The 16922-nt window shown below is 58.8% G+C and carries 11 protein-coding genes; 7 read left to right on the top strand and 4 right to left on the bottom strand.

The annotated features are described in order from the left end of the window. Nucleotides 1-15: 15 nt before the first annotated feature. A complete protein-coding gene (locus GNX18_RS10285) occupies nt 16-3174 on the top strand; it encodes a TonB-dependent receptor (RefSeq protein WP_166217705.1) in 3159 nt (1052 codons plus the stop codon). Nucleotides 3175-3288: 114 nt separating this feature from the next. On the opposite strand, the gene GNX18_RS10280 is transcribed toward GNX18_RS10285, so the two are convergent. Next, nucleotides 3289-5916: a glycoside hydrolase family 9 protein gene (locus GNX18_RS10280; protein WP_240913960.1), complete on the bottom strand. Its 2628-nt coding sequence runs from the start codon at nt 5914-5916 to the stop codon at nt 3289-3291. A 511-nt stretch (nt 5917-6427) separates the two neighbouring features. On the opposite strand from GNX18_RS10280, the gene GNX18_RS10275 reads away from it, so the two are divergent. Both GNX18_RS10275 and GNX18_RS10270 read left to right on the top strand, forming a co-directional pair. After that, nucleotides 6428-6982 carry a hypothetical protein gene (locus GNX18_RS10275; RefSeq protein ID WP_166217702.1) on the top strand — a complete coding sequence of 185 codons (555 nt, stop codon included), beginning with the start codon at nt 6428-6430 and terminating at the stop codon, nt 6980-6982. A 5-nt stretch (nt 6983-6987) separates the two neighbouring features. Then, nucleotides 6988-7188: a hypothetical protein gene (locus GNX18_RS10270; protein ID WP_166217699.1), complete on the top strand. Its 201-nt coding sequence runs from the start codon at nt 6988-6990 to the stop codon at nt 7186-7188. Nucleotides 7189-7417: 229 nt separating this feature from the next. Here GNX18_RS10270 and GNX18_RS10265 read toward each other — a convergent pair whose 3' ends face one another. The 3 genes from GNX18_RS10265 to GNX18_RS10255 are packed head-to-tail and all read right to left on the bottom strand — an operon-like array spanning nt 7418 to nt 12037. After that, nucleotides 7418-8266, bottom strand: coding sequence for an SMP-30/gluconolactonase/LRE family protein (locus GNX18_RS10265; RefSeq protein WP_166217696.1), 849 nt, complete (start codon nt 8264-8266; stop codon nt 7418-7420). Beyond that, complete coding sequence (locus GNX18_RS10260) at nt 8259-10766, bottom strand: beta-N-acetylhexosaminidase (protein WP_166217693.1); 2508 nt, start codon at nt 10764-10766, stop codon at nt 8259-8261. The genes GNX18_RS10265 and GNX18_RS10260 overlap by 8 nt, the downstream gene beginning before the upstream one ends. Before the next feature lie 56 nt (nt 10767-10822). After that, complete coding sequence (locus GNX18_RS10255; RefSeq protein ID WP_166217690.1) at nt 10823-12037, bottom strand: amino acid deaminase; 1215 nt, start codon at nt 12035-12037, stop codon at nt 10823-10825. Nucleotides 12038-12236: 199 nt separating this feature from the next. Between GNX18_RS10255 and GNX18_RS10250 the strand changes: the two genes are divergently transcribed. The 4 genes from GNX18_RS10250 to GNX18_RS10235 all read left to right on the top strand — a co-directional run bounded on the left by GNX18_RS10250 (nt 12237) and on the right by GNX18_RS10235 (nt 16920). Further along, nucleotides 12237-13103 carry a MurR/RpiR family transcriptional regulator gene (locus tag GNX18_RS10250; RefSeq protein ID WP_138237040.1) on the top strand — a complete coding sequence of 289 codons (867 nt, stop codon included), beginning with the start codon at nt 12237-12239 and terminating at the stop codon, nt 13101-13103. A gap of 23 nt (nt 13104-13126) precedes the next feature. Beyond that, complete coding sequence (locus GNX18_RS10245; protein ID WP_166217687.1) at nt 13127-14566, top strand: amidohydrolase family protein; 1440 nt, start codon at nt 13127-13129, stop codon at nt 14564-14566. Between the two features lie 401 nt (nt 14567-14967). Continuing rightward, nucleotides 14968-15351: a RidA family protein gene (locus GNX18_RS10240; RefSeq protein ID WP_240913959.1), complete on the top strand. Its 384-nt coding sequence runs from the start codon at nt 14968-14970 to the stop codon at nt 15349-15351. Between the two features lie 171 nt (nt 15352-15522). Continuing rightward, entirely contained in the window at nt 15523-16920 is a 1398-nt protein-coding gene (locus GNX18_RS10235) for a sodium:solute symporter (RefSeq protein ID WP_166217684.1), read from the top strand. Nucleotides 16921-16922 lie beyond the last annotated feature (2 nt).

The raw sequence follows: 16922 nt of genomic DNA, 5'->3' as shown, positions 1-16922 counted from the left end.
CACCGAGGGTTAGCCATGCCAAGGAAATTCAACCAGAAACTGCTCAGCATCGCCGTATGTGGTGCAGTCTGCGGCCTGCTGCCGGGGCAACTCGCCGCGCAGGCATCACACACGGACGACGCGCTCGTCGAGGAAGTCGTGGTCTACGGGGATATGCGTGCAACACTGCAGTCCGCCCAAGACCTCAAGCGCGATGCCGACACCGTCAAGGACGTGATCACCGCGTCGGATATCGGCGCGCTACCGGACAAATCTGTTACCGAGGCCCTGCAGCGGGTACCCGGCGTGAGTATCGAGCGCTTTGCCGCCTCCGACGACCCCAACCACTACGCCGACGAGGGCACCGGTGTGCTGGTGCGCGGCCTTGATCGTGTGCGCAGTGAGATCAACGGTCGCGACTCTTTCAGTGCTACCCCCAGCGGCGGCCTCAATTTCGAAGATATTTCCCCGGAATTATTGGGTGCGGTAGAGGTAGTGAAGAACCAGACCGCGGATATGATCGCCGGTGGCATCGCCGGTACCGTCAATCTGGTTACTCGCAAGCCGTTTGACACCAATGAACAGCTGATCGCCGGCACCGTAAAAACCAACTACGGCGACTTCCGCGAAGAGAGCACGCCTACGGCCTCCGGCCTGTTCAGTGACGTGTGGGAAACCGACGCCGGTGATTTCGGCTTCCTGGTCTCTGCCTCACACTCCGAACTCGCCACCCGCGGCGATGGGATCGGCGTGGCCAACTTTTATTCCCGCGGTGATGCGCATATCAATGTGCCACCTGGCTGGGACTCTACCGGCACTGTGATCGGAGGTACTGCACCAGACTCCCCGCTGGAAGGTCCGGTCGCCTTCCCGGATCAGCCCGCGGGCTCGGTCTATTACACCCCTGGTCAGTATTCCCTGCGCAGCGCCGAGAACGATCGCGAGCGCACCGGTTTCGCAACCTCCCTCCAATGGCGGAGCCCGAATGACAGCGTTATCACCACGCTGGAATACCTGCGTTCCGAGGCGTCGCTGGTGTGGCGTGAAAACGTGATCGGCCCGCAGGCGCAGGGCTTTGCGCAGGGGCAGTGGTGGGATTCCCGTGTGCGCACCGATGTGTCGGAAGACATGATGCCAACCTGGGATGAGAACAACATGTTCACCAGCGGTGTGATCAGCTTCGGCCCGGAAATGCCGATGCACCTGTCCTCCCGCTACAACGAAACCGAAACCTCTGTTGAAGATCTCTCCTTCAATATCGAATGGCAGGCCACCGAGCGACTCAATGTAGGTCTGGATATCCAGCGTGTGGACGCCACCGAAGAAATGATCAACAACGGCATCAATGCCCGCGCGCAGCACTCTGTGTCCGACGTGTATCTGGATCTGCGCGGCAGCCGCCCGAGCATCGAGTTCCTGAGCGATCGCCTGTTCGAGCCCGACTACACACCCAACTGGGATGGTCCACGCCCGGATGTGTTGCTGGCTACCGCCCTGGACACCGCGGTGGATTCCGATGCGAGTATGAACGCAGTGAAGCTGGATCTGGAATACGAACTGGGCGACGGCTGGGCGCGTACTCTGAGCGGCGGCGTGTACCGTTCCGACAAGGATCTCACCGTGCGCGATAGCGAGTACTCCAACTGGGGGGCGGTAAATACCCCATGGAATACCGCCATCTCCATGAACGGTGATTACAACGCGATCAGCGATGAATTCGAGCGCCAGAACTGGAGCGACTTTTACCAGGGTGGCATTCTCGACGGTCGCGACGACTTTCTGTTTATCAAGATGGCGTCCGCGCAGGATTTCGCCAGTTTCATGCGCCGCGCCTGCGAGGAAGGTTTCAACACTGCTCCCTACGGCGAGACCAACCCGGGCGGCGCTTCGCCGGTTGGGCAGAGCAACCCGAACTGCTACCAGGCCATGGTCGACATGGCTGGTCGCGTAGCACCGGGCAGCCCCTTTGCACCGCACGATATCACCTCCACCAACGAGAAGCGCCAGGAAGCTTATGTGCGCTTCGACTTCGCAGACGACACCCTGGAAATGCCATACCGCGGTAACTTTGGCCTGCGCTATGTGAGCTACCAGTTGGCGTCCAGCGGTTATGTGGTGATGCCGCTGGCCGGTGGTGAAGGTGCAGACTTCCTGAGTGAAAACCTGCAGGCGTTTGCCGACGGACAGGGTGCGGTGAGTACCGTCGACGGCACCGACTACAGTACCGTGCTGCCAAGCTTCAACCTGGCGGTGAATGTAAAGGAAGATGTGATTGTGCGCGTCGGGGCGTCGCAGAGTCTGTACTTCCCGAACCTGCAGGACACCCGCAACTCGCGCATCGTGACCTTGGAGTACGAAGTACAGCGCGACGGCGAGAACGGCCCCATTACCGGCATCACACCCGGCAGTGTGCAGATCAACGGTACCGCGCGCAACCCGTTCCTGGAGCCGGAAGAAGCCCTCAATCTCGACCTGACCACAGAATGGTATTTTTCAGATACCGGTTCTCTGGCACTGGCGCTGTTCCGCAAGGATATCGATAACCTGTTCCGCGAGCGTCCCTTCCTGGCGGATGTAACCAACCCGCGCACCGGCGTGACCGAGTCGGTTTCCTTCAACGGCCCGGCGAACGACGGCGAGGGTTCGATACAGGGCTTCGAGATTTCCTATAGCCAGTTCTTCGACAATCTGCCCGGTGCCTGGAGTGGCCTCGGTGTACAGCTGAACTACACCTATATTGACCAGAAGGATCTGAATGATCCGATGAGTGACGAGCAAATGGGTGCGGTGCGCTTTGATACCAACGGCAATCCAATCTACGACGGCCGCAACAGCTTCCGCGCTTTCACAGATCTGCCGCTGCCGGGCTATTCAGATGAGAGCTACAACATCGTGGGGATGTACGAGTATGCGGATTTGTCGGTGCGCCTGGCGTACAACTGGCGCTCCGATTACCTGGTAACCCGCCGCGATTCCAACGAGTTTGCGCCGGTGTATGCGAAGGCGGCGGGCTTCCTCGATGGTTCCGCGTACTACAACATCACCGACAATATTCAGATTGGTCTGGAGGCGAGCAATATCCTGAATACGGAGACTCGCACTGAGTTGCAGCTGGATCAGGAAGGGACACGTACGGACTCTCTGAATTTCGTCACCGACCGTCGGTACGCGTTGGGGCTTCGTGCGAAGTTCTGATGCGGCGTGCGCTGTTTGTTAAAAAAAGCCCGGCCGCCAACAGGCGGCCGGGCTTTTGTTTTTTTGGGGTATGGTCATGGCCGGTCGAACAACCGCCCCGACCAGTATCGGCTATCAAACATCCTCGCGCTGCAATAACGCCTGCACCGCATTGGCCAGGAAAATATAACTGGCACCGACGGTGATCACATACTCGTTCTGCCCCCAGAAAAATGGCCAGTTTTCCTTGTTTTCCGGAAAATCCGGCGGAAGTATCAGCACACCGGGCACGACGCCGCCGGGAATAAACGAGAAGTCCGCGCGGTTGGAGCCGTAGGCCACCAGTTTGGATTCCGCACCCACGCCCGATACCAGAGAAAGGTTCGAACCGGGGTGGCGGCCAAGAATATAGTCGAGGCTGCGGAACACCAGATCATTTTCGACGATGTGCGGAAAGTGCTTGTGCAGCCAGTAGTTGGTATTGCCGAATCCGACTACGCTGCCGGCACCGGCCCAGCCGCCGCGGGTAACGGGAACACCGTAGGGGGTCTCGCGCTCGAAGGCTCGGATCTGCTCGCGGTAGTCGCGCGCAAGCTGCTGCATGTTATCCCGGAAGTCCTCATCCATCAACGGAATCGCCTGCGCCAGCGTGACGGCGTTGAAAGCAAACCGCTCGCGTACCTGGGGCAGCAATGCGTGTACGGACGCGGCGTACTGGGCGTCTTCCGTGCTGATCAGCAGTTCCACGGCTGCGGCCAGTTGCTCCTCCTCCAAGCGTCCGCCGGTGGTGTTGCCGTAGTGGTACAGATTGGGCTCGCGCTGCTGTTCGTACTGCCACACACGCACTGCGGTGGCGAGGCATTCATCGGCGAGTTTTTCATTGTAATTACGTAGTGCGCGGCTGGCGGCGGCGAGCGCTGCGGCGGAGCCGTAGTTGAGTGCTGAGGTATTGCTGGTAAACGCCCAGCGGTCGTCGAACTCGCCGCTCCTCTCGCCATCGGTATTCATTACCCGACGCTCCGGTGGCGGCGCAACCGTGGAAGGCAGGTACATTTTCCCGACTCGTCGCTCGTCGGCGAATGGGTCCAGCGCCCGGGCGTAAACGCGGTTGTCGGTTTTGGTGGAACCGTCGCCCAGATGCGGATACTGGTACAGATGCGCGGCCACGATACCGGGGATGGCGTGGCCGAGAGCGCGGTGCTGCGCGATCAGAGCCAGGGTGCCGTGCTCTATCTGCTGGATGATATCCGGCACACCGTCCGGCCGATGCATCTGCACACTGCGCTTCTGCTGGCTGATGGTGGTGTTGTCCCGGTCTATACCGAATTCTTCCCAGGCGTGCACCAGGTCGCGCACCGTATGGTATTGCGACTGGGTGCGAATATCGTAGTCACCCGCATCATACCAGCCGCCGACATCCAGCCCGGGAATATGCTCAAAGGGTTTGAACTTTGTATCGGTCTGCGCATTGTGTGCGTAGAGATCGAAATGCTCATAGTCGGCTGGCGCCTGTAGCGCATCGTCCAGGTGTGAGCGGCCGTGCCACACCCGGTAGGCCTCGCGCACTTCCATATGGTCCATCTGTACCGGCAGGAAAACATCCAGCGTCGGCTGCCAGATGTCGGCATGTGCCGCGGTATCGATGGGGAAGGGCGCACTCAGCTGATCGCCGTATTCGATCTGGTACAGCCCCGGCTGCGCGACCGTGGAAAAGTCGAAGGTGACGTACCTATAGCGCAGGTATTCCCCCCACGAATCCACCGCGGCATCCAGCACTGTGGATTTGTTGCCATCCGGTTCGATTTTCAACAGCCGCGCGTGGTCATGCGGCTTGTCATTGCTGTCGAGTTCGATCACCGCCCGTTTCGGCTGTGCCGGGTGGTAGCCCGCCTGGGAAAAACCGATCACTGGCTTGCGTATCCAGTCGGGGTCCGCCTGCACATCCAGCTCCCAGCGGACCACCTCGCCCGAGCGCCCCGCGGGGATCAGGCTGCGCACCACGAACCAGCCGTTCTGCGCCTTGTTGCGGCCGTCGAACAGCATCAGCGGGTTGTCGCCGCCGAGATTGCGGATGGCAACGCGGTTGATGGGATCTTCCGGAGACAGTACCAGCTTGTGACCCGTGGCGAGTGGCAGTGGTTCGGTGCGCCCAGTCTCGTCGAACTGCATACCACCGCCGGGGTGCCGCGGAAACAGGCCGCCGCGGCCGTCCATCAGGTACGCCTTGCCGAAATAGCTGGCCGGCAGGAATTCCATATTGAAGCCGGCTTTGCCTGCAAGCTTTTGCGGCAGAGGCTCATCCAGCTGCACGCTGATTTCCATTTTCCCGCCCTCGGCCTGCGCGACGACGCGATAGGAGAAACCGAGTTCGGGATATTCCAGCCGCGCCTCGATGCGACTTGCCTCGCGCTCAACGCTGCGCTCAATTAACTGACCCATCCCATCCCACTGTTCCGGGGTGTGCAACAGGCGCAGGTCGCCGTTGGTGGCGATCCGCTCGCCGCGCTGGATGATTTCGATACCGCTGGTCTTGGCATCGTAGAAGAGGCCACCTGGCGGGTTGCTGAAGGCGAGAATGTTGACCCCCGGGGCCTGGAAATATTCGCGATCGTTGAGGCGCAGGTCCGGCGTTATCGCGCTGGCTGTTCCAGCTTCGGTGAAAACCTTTGAATTGGAATCGACAACGGGGGATTCACCATCGCAGGCAGAGAGTCCCAGCGCGATCAACGGCAGGGACAGCAACACGAGATTCTTACTTTTCACGGTACGTATTCCGTATTTATTATCGAAATGGTACCGCTACCATAAATGCTTGAAATCGATCTTGTCAAAGTGTTTCCCGAGATTCGGGTCGGCCAATTTTTAATCAAAAATCTCGGCAGCTATCGGCCTCCCTCAGCGCCCCGTAGAAAACCGTTCAATCGCCCCGCGCTTCTGCATGGTTACATAGCCGGTTTTTTCATCATCGCTTAGAGCAACGTTGGTTGGGTGTTGGCCAGTCAGGCGAACAACGGAAAGCACACCTGAGCTATAGGTTTGGAGGACAAGGAAACAAGGCGCGTGGCTGGGCTGCAGCTTTGGCTGGGAGGTCGTACTGAGTGAATATTTAACTAGAAGCATCGGAGTATTGATTGCTCTTGGGACTTCAGTCTCAACTTCGTTATTACCCAACGTCTCTCACAGCAACTTGTGATAAAGACCGCCAGAGCCTTCTCCTCAAAGATAGATATGATAACCTCCGCCAAATAAAGGAAGAAATGAGGAGTCAGGGAGTATGACAACTGCAAGAGACACTATCTTCTCTGGTGATTTCGGAGAGGTTGCACAATTCTACAGTGAGCTAAGACGCCGTCTATACAAAAGAGCAAGTCAAAAATTCTCTCCATTCATCGCCACTCCTATTAGCTACAGGGACTGTATTCAGGCCGATTCATGGGCACAGGAAGAGCCAAAAAGGCGTAACGATTGGCACTGGACGGCAGAGCACTCCGGTTACCAAAAGGCTTTCAAACGCTTTGATATAGCCTTCAAACAGGGACAGAAACTGGTGAGCCTGTCATACGGTATGCCCACCGCTCACAGTAGTGGCCTAAAGATCAACCTTATTGAATCCACGCCATTCAAAGACGACAAGCTAGGGTTCAAAGGGTTTGAGCTGATTTCCTATGCGGCACAGGTCTATGCCGCCATGCTGGGAGCCGATGAAATCAGAATCATGCGGCCAACCTCAATAAAAACCCGCTCCTATTACGAAGCGCAGGGTTACCACTACGTGAGCCAGGCACACAAGCCATCCCTGCCTGATTATTGTGTTTTGAAACTTAGGTAAATGCCGTGAAAGACGAGATAAAAAAGGCTCTCGAAGACGCAGAAAGGCGCTTGGAAGAGCGTTTGCCCGGGATCGAAAAGCGCCATCGGGAAGCAGTTGAAAACAGCCCTGACGAACCGGAGCATCTGAAGGAAGGCGCAGTAGATGACCTGGAAATCCTGAGAGCGATAAAGGAGCAGAAAAATGAGCCACTCCCCAAAAAATAAAGCCGATATGGAAAAAGAGCTAAGGGAAGCCATGCAACGCGTGGATAAGAAAGAGCCTCAGTTCATGGGTAACACCCAGAAAGCTTTGATTAAGAGGAAGGTTGAGCGGAAGTAACGTCGAGCGCACAGTGGGTGACCACCCCCTGAGTCATCACCACCGATCCAATGAGCCGTCGAGCGGATCCGCCACCTAATCAATGGAGTCCGCTACATCGGCTATCGGCCTCCCTCAGCGCGCCGTAGAAAACCGCTCAATCGTGCCGCGCTTCTGCATGGTTACATAGCCGGTTTTTTCATCATCACTCAGAGCGATATTGGTGGGGTGTTGGCCCTTCAGGTGAACGATGGAAAGCACATCGCCAGCGGGGGAAACCTTGAGTACCACACCTGCGCCGTAGCGGGTGATGTAGAGATTGCCTTCGACGTCTGTCTGCATTCCATCCAGTCCGAAGTCATCGAATTCCAACAGCAGTTTTTTGTTGGCCACATCGCCGTTGTCCAACACGTCATACACCCACACCCGACGCTGCACGCTTTCATTGAGATACAGTTTCCTGCCGTCGGGGCTCAGCTCAATGCCATTGGTGGTGCCCATATTTCTTTCCAGCAGAGTGAATGCACCCTCGGGAGAAATACGCCACAGCTGGCCACTGTTGTTGGCCCAGTCCGGATCGCTGGCATAAATGGTGCCGTCTTGGGCGATGGCGATATCGTTGGGTTGGTGCATTTTCGGATTGTGGAATTTGCGCAGGATTTTTCTGGTGGCGGGGTCGATCTGCAACACATTGTGGCCGGTGTAGTCGGCGACGTACATCAGTCCATTGTGGAAGCGCAGACTGTTGCCGGTGCTGCCTTCCGGCAGTTGCAGCCAGACTTCTCCGCGGCCCTTTTCAGTAACACGGCCAATGGTGCCCTGATGGGAAAAATTCACCGCGTACAGGCTGCCATCCGGCCCCACCACCGGGCCTTCCACACCGCTGGTAAAGCTGCTCTCCGGCATCCAGTCTGTGGTTTGCGTATCCGCCGCGCTGCCAGCGATTGCCAGTGCCAGAATTGAAGCGCCGAAAAAATTAATCATGTTGCTTGTCCGTATTGTTGTTCACACCGGGTCCGGAATACTGCAGCCGATCCATAAAACGTTCCAGCACATAAACAGCCGGAAGCACAACTTCGCCGTGCATACCCTTGAGCGAGGCAATTTGTGCGCGGACAGCCACCTCTTCATCGGGGGTGAACGGTTGCCGTTCGACAAACCGCGCGGTAATCAGAAAGCCGAGTTCCATTTGCTGATCTACCAGGTCCGCCAGTTTCCGAATATCCGCGGGAAGCGCCTCCGCGTGCTGCCGAAGGGATTGTGCGGCTACGCCTGCGCGCCACAGATGCAGCAGGCCGGGCTGCAGCGATTCTACGTCTATGGCTGAAGTGGGATCTCGCGGCAGGCTTTCCGCGAGTGCGCGCAGCTCCCGCAGCACGATACTCTCCACCGGCAGACTGTCGGCGAAGCGGTTCAGCGGGTCGCGCCTGGAATAGGTTTCGTGCACGGATTTTTCGTGGTGGCGGTGATAGTAGTGGGCGGGCTCCAGCACCGCGGAAAATGCCAGGGCCTGCGACTGCAGGCTTTTCGGAAATAGGTGGTGCAGCGCGGTGGCCTGCTGTGAACGATGCTGCAGGCCGAGGGCGGTTTCCGCCCACCGGTCGATTACTGGCAAGCGCCGGTACAGAAAGGCCTCATCCTGCAGGTCTTCGCCTGACCACAGGCGCTCCGCCACGGCGAAGGTGCGCGGCCACAGGCGCAGATCGATGGTGTGCTCGTCCACCATTTCCGCCCAGAGTGCGGCTTCTCCGCCGAGGATATTTTCTACCTGCACATCCGTAAGCCCGTGTTGAGCGCTGGAAAATACCGGTGCCTCGTGTTCCGCCTGCGTGCCGCCGATCTGTTCACCAACGGGGTGATAGGGTGCATTCCCCACAACAAACTCACCGCTGAGTGTTTTGTTGTTTAAACGCAGCCGCGCCCGCAGCGGGCCCATCCAGGTATCCAGGCTGAAACGGGTGTATGGGCCAGCGCGCTCAACCCCGCGCAGCCGCTGCGGGGCTTTGCCAGAAAATTGCATCACACCGCGCAGCTCTCCCTCGCGGGATTCAATCAGGGTAAACGTACCGCTGACCGGGCTGCCCCGTTTGCGTGGGGCGCTGAATTGCCAGGTCTGCCACTGCTCGCCGGGCTGAACATCCGTAAACTCCAGCGGTTCGGGAATGATGGCGTTGCGATAGTGATAGCCGGTGTACTGGGGTTGGTCCAGATAGAAACCGGTGGAGAGAATCGCGTTGTGTCCCGCGCGCGCAATATCACCGAGCGCGTCGGGGCCGCGCCAGGACTGCACTGCGGCATCGGGCGCGAGTCCCGGATGTAGTATTTCGTCCCAACCGATCATCTTGCGGTCGAGCCCTGCGAGGATCTCCGACAGCCGACGGTTGAAAAAATTGTGCAGTGCGCGGCTGTCTGGCAGTTGCCGCGTCTGCATGAACCGCTGGATCTCCGCGTTGGCCTCCCAGTGCTCGGGGTTTACCTCGTCGCCGCCGATATGCACGTATTCGAATGGAAACAGTTCAGCGACCTCTGCGAAGATTTTTTCCGCGAAGGTATAGACCGCCGGGTTGGCCGGGTTCAGTAGCGGCTTGTGCACTCCCCAGCGGTGTTCGGGTGTATAAGGGCCGGGTGCGGACATGAGTTCCGGGTAGGCGACACCGATGGCGCTGGCGTGGCCGGGCATGTCGATTTCCGGCACCACCACAATGCCGCGGTCGAACGCGTAGGCGACGATGTCTGCCACCTGCTCGCGGGTATAGAAGTTTCCGCCGGGCGCGGTTTCATGCAACCGAGGATAGGCGCGGCTTTGCAGTCGCCAGCCCTGGTCATCGGTGAGGTGCCAGTGCAAGACATTCAGTTTGGCGGCGGCCATACCATCCAGCTGGCGCTTGATCGTGTCCACGAAAAAAAAGTGGCGCGCTGAATCCAGCATCAGGCCGCGCCAGCGGAAGCGTGGCCGGTCGTTGATGGTCATGGGCTGCAGTGAAGCCGCGTTGGCCCTTTGTATGCCGAGCAGCTGCGACAGTGTTTGCAGTCCGCGGAGTATGCCTACGTCAAAGTCCGCACTCAGGGTGATTCTCTGCGGATTGATTTCGAGCTGGTAGGCGTCCCCGGCGCGGCTCAACTCGCCCAGCGTGCTCGGTGCGTCTTCGCTGGTGACGGCGAGTTCGACAACAGAAATATTGCCGGCAACACCGGGTGTATCGCAGAGCGTTGCCGCATTCAGGGAAATCCCGGTCTGGCGCTCGGTGCGCCGTCGAAAACGGGCTTCCGCAGCGCGCAATCGGTTGCTCGGTGAGTTGCGGAAACAGAGTGCGCTATTCCCATTCAGGATAAATTCTGGGGCGGCGGAATGTGGGGTGAGCTGCTGCGGGTAGGGCATGAGCGCCGGCAGGGAATCCATATCGGATTCGCCATCAGCCGCGAACACCACCAGAGGTAGCAGTGCGCACCAACTGCTGAAAAATATATTCTTTATTGTTTTCATGCTCGCATTTTCGTTGGATTTTCCGCGTTTAAAAACTGAGGTCTAAAAGTCTTGGCCTAAAAACAGGTATCGACGGTTTCCAGCACATTGAAGTCGTCGTCGATCACCAGCAGCTGTCGCCACTTGTCGAAGGTCAGGCACGGATGCGAGGTGGAAAGCGCGAGCATATCGCCCACTTGAAGATCCGCGTCCTCGGGGATTTTCATCATCGCGTGCTGGTCCATGATGCCGGTGAGTTGCCAGCTTTCGTCCGCCGCGCGCGGTGCGGCATCCCGGCCCGGGCGAAAATGCCGTTCCGGGCGCGGCAGTCCCGCATCATAGGCCGCGTCCCGTTTGCCGAAATTCAGAATAGCCATACCGGGTTCTGGCAGCGACTGCACATAGGCCCAGACCTCCAGCGCCGAGTGCAGATCTCCCGGTGGGCAGCAGCGCCCCTCCATCCTTTGCATTACTCCTGCCTGCGCCTTTTGGTAGATGCCGCGGTCGTGGGTGAGATAGCAGCCGGGGCGCAACACCGGCAGGAGGCGCGGTTCGCGGTGATCGGTAAAAAACCGTGCAACCAGGTCATACCAGGCGGAGCCGGCGCCGCTCAGTATCGCCGTTTCGATGCCGATTTTCTCTTGCGCCAGCAGTTCCAGGCACAGGTCGCGCACCTCCTGCAGGTGCTCGATCACCCGCGTCTCGGCGCGCTCGCCCTGAATCAGGCCCTCATAGGTTTCCACCCCGGCCAGCTGTAGCTGTGGCCAGCGTTGGATTTCGTCGCACAGGGTGTGGGCCTGTGTAGAATCGCGGCAACCGGTGCGACCGCCGCGTACGCCGACTTCGAGCAGCAGTTTCAGCGTCTGTTGCCTTTCCGCGAAAAAAGTCCCCAGCTGCCGCGCGTTTTCCACAGAGTCGATCAGGCAGTAAAACTCCAGCTGCGGGTAATCCGCCAGCAATGCGCTGGCCAGCTGCATATTGCCGAGGCCGACAAGCTGATTGGCCATCAGCACCCGTGTCGTGCCGGCCTCCGCGGCCACCCGCGCCTGTTGCGGGTTGGCGACGGTCATGCCCCAGGCGCCTGCGGCCAGCTGGAGGCGGAAGAACGCCGGGGTCATGCTGGTCTTGCCGTGGGGCGCTAGCTTCACGTCATGTTGATCGGCAAAGGCCTGCATCCACTGCAGGTTGTGTTGCAGGCGCGTGCGGTACACCACCGCTGCCGGCAGTGGAATGTCCTCGCGCAGCAGGTTGGGTGTAGGGCGCGGGTTTTCCGTCATGTGAGAAAGGTTCATCGGGCCGGCTCCATCCCAGTTGTCAGAATATAATTTGGTAGAAAGTATCACATAAATAATTATGGTGTTGAAAGTAACAAACACGATACCTATACTGCACCGACTTGAGTAACATCCATATCCGCTTCTGAAGCCCGCCCTCTGGCCGTCCGCCGACGGCGTGCGGGATTCGAAACTCCAGCAAAACAGGAAAGCTGCCGTGAGTCACGAACCGGATATTGTCTCGAAAATTAACGCCCATTACGGCCAGTTGCGCGATGCAGAACAGAAGATTGCCCGCCTGGTGACGGACGATATCAGCTTTGCCGCTCACGCCAGTATCAGCGAGCTGGCGAGCAAAGCCGGCGTCAGCGAGGCCACCATTACCCGCTTTGCCAAGGCGGTGGGTTGCAAGAATGTGCGCGATCTCAAACTGCGGCTGGCGCAGGCGGTGGCCATCGGGCAGCGGTTCTACACCGAAGTCAAAGTGGAGCCGGGAGCCAATTACGGGGTTTACGACGAGATCAAAGCGGCGCTGGATCACAATGCGCGGCTGATTACCGAAGCCGTGATTGAGCCCGCGGTGGAAGCGCTGGCGCGCGCGCGACAGATTTTGATTTTCGGAGTGGGTGGCGGTTCCACGGTATTTGCGCAGGAGTGCCAGCATCGGTTCTTCCGGCTCGGCTTTCCGGCCACGTCCTATTCGGATCCCATGCTGATGCGCATGGCTGCCTCCACCATCGACAGCAACGATGTGGTGCTGTGCCTGTCCATGGGCGGCTACAGCCCGGATGTGCAGGAAGCGGCGGAAATCGCGCGGGAATACGGCGCAACCACACTGGGTGTGACGGTGGCGGATTCGCCATTGGCGCGGGTGCTGCACCACCTGGTGCCGATGGAGCCGCTGGAGACGGACTACATCTTCAAACCCACCGCCGCCCGCTACGTCATGCTCGCCGCCATCGACGTGCTGGCCACGGAGCTGGCGGTAAAACAGAAACGCAAAAGCCGGGAGGCGCTCAGGCGCCTCAAGCACACTCTGGACAGTCACAAGCATGGCGAGGACCGCTTGCCGCTGGGAGACTGAATAGAGTAAACCAAGGAAATGGAATGACGTACGATACGGTGATTCGCAAAGGCTCGGTTGTCGACGGCAGCGGCGCTGCCATTTTTACCGCCGACATCGCCCTTGCCGAAGGCCGTATCCAATGTATCGCCGCGCCCGGTAGCATCACTGAGCCGGCGCGCGAAATCATCGAGGCCGAAGGTCTGCACCTCGCCCCGGGATTTATCGACGTACATACCCACGACGATCTCGAAGTTATCCACAAGCCCCTGGTACCCGCCAAAATCAGCCAGGGCGTGACCACTGTCATTGTCGGCAACTGCGGTATCAGCGCCAGCCCCGTTTCTCTGAAAAGCGATCCGCCCGATCCGCTGAACCTGCTCGGCGATCGCACGCGTTTCGCCTATCCGCAATTTTCCGCTTATGCCCGCGCGGTGCAGGACGCCCGCCCCAATGTCAACGTGGCGGCGCTGGTTGGCCACACCTCACTGCGCAATAACCACATGGACGACCTGCAGCGCACCGCCAGCGATACCGAACTCGCGGCGATGCGCGCGCAACTGCGCGAGGCACTGCAACAGGGCGCCATCGGCCTCAGTTCCGGCCTTGCCTACGGCAGCGCGAAATGCGCGGACACCGCCGAAATTCTGGAAATGGTTGCGGAGCTGGCAGAGCAGGGCGGGGTGTACACCACACATCTGCGCACGGAGTTTGATCGCATTCTCGAGGCCATCGACGAAGCACTGCTCACCGCGCGTGAACACCGCGTACCGCTGATCGTCTCCCACCTGAAATGTGCCGGGCGCGGTAACTGGGGGCGCAGTGGCGAGGTGCTCGGCGCGCTGGAAACTGCCGGGCAGCATCAGCAGGTGGCCTGTGACTGTTATCCCTATAACGCGAGCTCCAGCACGCTGGACCTGGCACAGGTGACGGACGATATCGAAATTTTCATTACCTGGTCCGAGGCGTTTCCGGAGCAGGGCGGCCGGCCTTTGGCGGAGATTGCGCGGGAGTGGAATCTCTCCAGTTATGAGGCCGCGGAAAAATTACAGCCGGCGGGCGCGGTGTATCACTGCATGAGTGATGAGGATGTAAAAAATATTCTCTCGCATCCACTGACCATGGTTGGTTCCGATGGCCTGCCGAACGATCCACACCCGCACCCGAGATTGTGGGGCGCCTTTCCCCGGGTACTGGCGCACTATGGGCGGGACCTTGGATTGTTTGATCTGCCGCAGGCGGTGCACAAGATGAGTGGGCTTTCGGCGACCAATTTCGGCTTGGCGAATCGCGGGTTTATTCGCGAGGGTTACTCTGCGGATCTGGTGTTGTTTGATTACGCTGGGTTGGAATCACTGGCAAGTTATTCGCAACCGCAAAGGGCGGCGCGGGGGATTTCCCGTGTCTGGGTGAATGGGGTTTGTGCTTATTCCGGTGGTGTTGTGTTGGATAGCCGGAGTGGAGCGTTTTTGTTTCGCGGCTAGGTTCTGTGGTTCTTTTCGGGCTCCGTGGTGCTCTGTTCGGGGTTCGGGGCGGCAAATCACTGGGCGGGCACTTTCAGAACCGCTGTGAACCCATCCCTGGGAGCTGCGGCGCAAACATCCTGTTTGCGACGCTTCTGAAAGTGCCCGCCCAGTGCTTTACCTTAGCTTCGAATTTCTGTACTTCGTAAGCTCGATCGCTCATGCCACTTACGGAGTAAGAAAATTCAATGCGAAGGCGGAGCGCCGGGTAAAGCCTTTCGGGAGCGTCGGCAACAGGGATGTTGCCGACGCAGCGTACAGGGACGTATTCACAGCGGTCCCGAAAGGCTTTACCCGGTGCTCCGCCGCCACAGGACCGAGAACAAAGCAGTACCACTAAACTTGCAACAAGAGTAGTAATCATGATTCAGAGATTCGGTGCCGAAGGTGGCACAGGTACAGGTGGTCAACACCTGCCATTTTCCAGTGCAGTAGAGGCCGGTGGTTTTCTCTATGTATCGGGCCAGACCCCGATGCGCGATGGCGAAGTGGTGGAAGGGGGGATTGTGGAGCAGTCCCAGCTCGCCATTGACAACTGTTTCGCCATCATGGACAAGGCAGGTTACGGTGTGGAAGACGTCGTGCATGTCACCGTCATTTTGACCGATGCGCGATACTTTCAGTCTTTCAACAAAGTCTTCAAACAAAATTTCGGAGACCACCCTCCAGCCAGAATCTGCTCCGTGTGCGACCTGGTGGTGGACTGCAAAGTAGAAGTTGGCGTAGTGTGTTACAAGCAACCATAAGGACATCTCTAAAAATCTACTGCGCGTGCGCCTGGCGGCGTCCGGCGGCCACCACCAGCCACCCGCTCGCTACGATTTTTAGAGAAGTCCAGAAACCTGAGGTCTATACAGGTCGCCGCTGAAATAAAAAAATAATCCAATAACACGCGTTCAATAAAAATAAATTTCCATATGAATGCCAGTATTTTTCTCGGGGCCTTCGGCCTCTACATCGTATTCCTGATCGCCGTCGGCTGGTTCGCATCCCGTCGTACCCGCAGCGAAGACGACTTCCTGCTCGCCGGCCGCAGCCTGCCCATTTTTCTCACCATCGGCACCACCGTCGCCACCATGGTGGGCACCGGCTCATCCATGGGTGCGGTCGGATTTGGTTACGCCAACGGCTGGGCCGGGGCCCTGTACGGGATTGGCGGCGCAGTGGGGATACTGCTGTTGGGGTTGCTGTTTGCCCCCGCGCGGGCGCAGGGCTTTGCCACCATGAGTGAAGAGCTTGCGTCCTACGTGGGCGATCACCCGCTGGTGAAAAAAGTCGTCGCAGTGCTGATCCTGATTGCGAGCCTCGGCTGGCTCGGCGCGCATATTCTCGGCGGCAGTCTGTATCTCGCATGGATTGCCGGAATAGATTTGCAGCTGGCAAAACTGCTGGTGGCAACCGGCTTCGGTATTTTTGTAATTGTAGGTGGTTATCACGCCGTGGTGTGGACAGATACCCTACAGGCACTGGTGCTGTTTGTCGGATTTTTGTTGATGGCCGTGTTCGCCGTCCACACCGTCGGTGGTTGGGAAGTGGTTGTCGACGTTTCGCAATCCGCCGAGCGTGCGCAGTCCATAGACGTGCTGCCGGCCATTTCCCTGGCTGCCGTGATTGCGGTGGGGGTACTCGCTACCCCGTCTTTCCGTCAGCGTATTTATTCGACACGCAGTGTCCGTTCTGCGCGCAGGTCGTTTTATATTTCCGGCGGTCTCTACCTGTTTTTCTCGCTAGTGCCGGCGGTTATTGGCATTTGTGCGTTTGTTCTAAACCCGCAACTGGAAAACCGCAATTACGCATTCCCCTATCTCGCGATCGAAGTACTGCCGCTCGGTATCGGCGTGCTGGTGCTGCTGGCCGGCCTCTCCGCCACCATGTCCAGCGCCAGCTCCGATGCCATTGCCGGTGTCTCCGTGCTGGTGCGGGATCTCAGTAAACCGACTAAACGCGAAAGCCTTGCCCAGTCGCGTATCGGCCTGCTGTTGGTGATCAGTGTGGCGCTGGGTATGGCGCTGCTGTCCGATGACCTGATCGGCTATATCAGCAAAATGATTTCCACCGTGATGGCGGGGCTGTTTGCCTGTGGATTGCTCGGCCGGTTCTGGCCGCGCTACCGCTGGCAGGGTGCGCTGGCGTCGCTGCTGGCCGGGTCAGTCACCTCGCTACTGGTCATGGCGACGGTGGAAGAATTTTGGGGGAATCCCATTATCCCGGCGGTATCCATGGCACTGCTGGCGGGAATACTGGGCAGTCTTGTTTCACCGCAACCGGCCGCGCAATCCGACACGGATTCCGCCTCGGTATTCGACGCCGGATAAGG

The sequence above is a fragment of the Microbulbifer sp. SH-1 genome, assembly GCF_011326135.1.
In the GTDB taxonomy this organism is placed as follows: Bacteria; Pseudomonadota; Gammaproteobacteria; order Pseudomonadales; family Cellvibrionaceae; genus Microbulbifer; species Microbulbifer harenosus.
The sequence above is the reverse complement of the archived record's forward strand: the minus strand, read 5'-3'. Positions and strand labels throughout refer to the sequence as shown.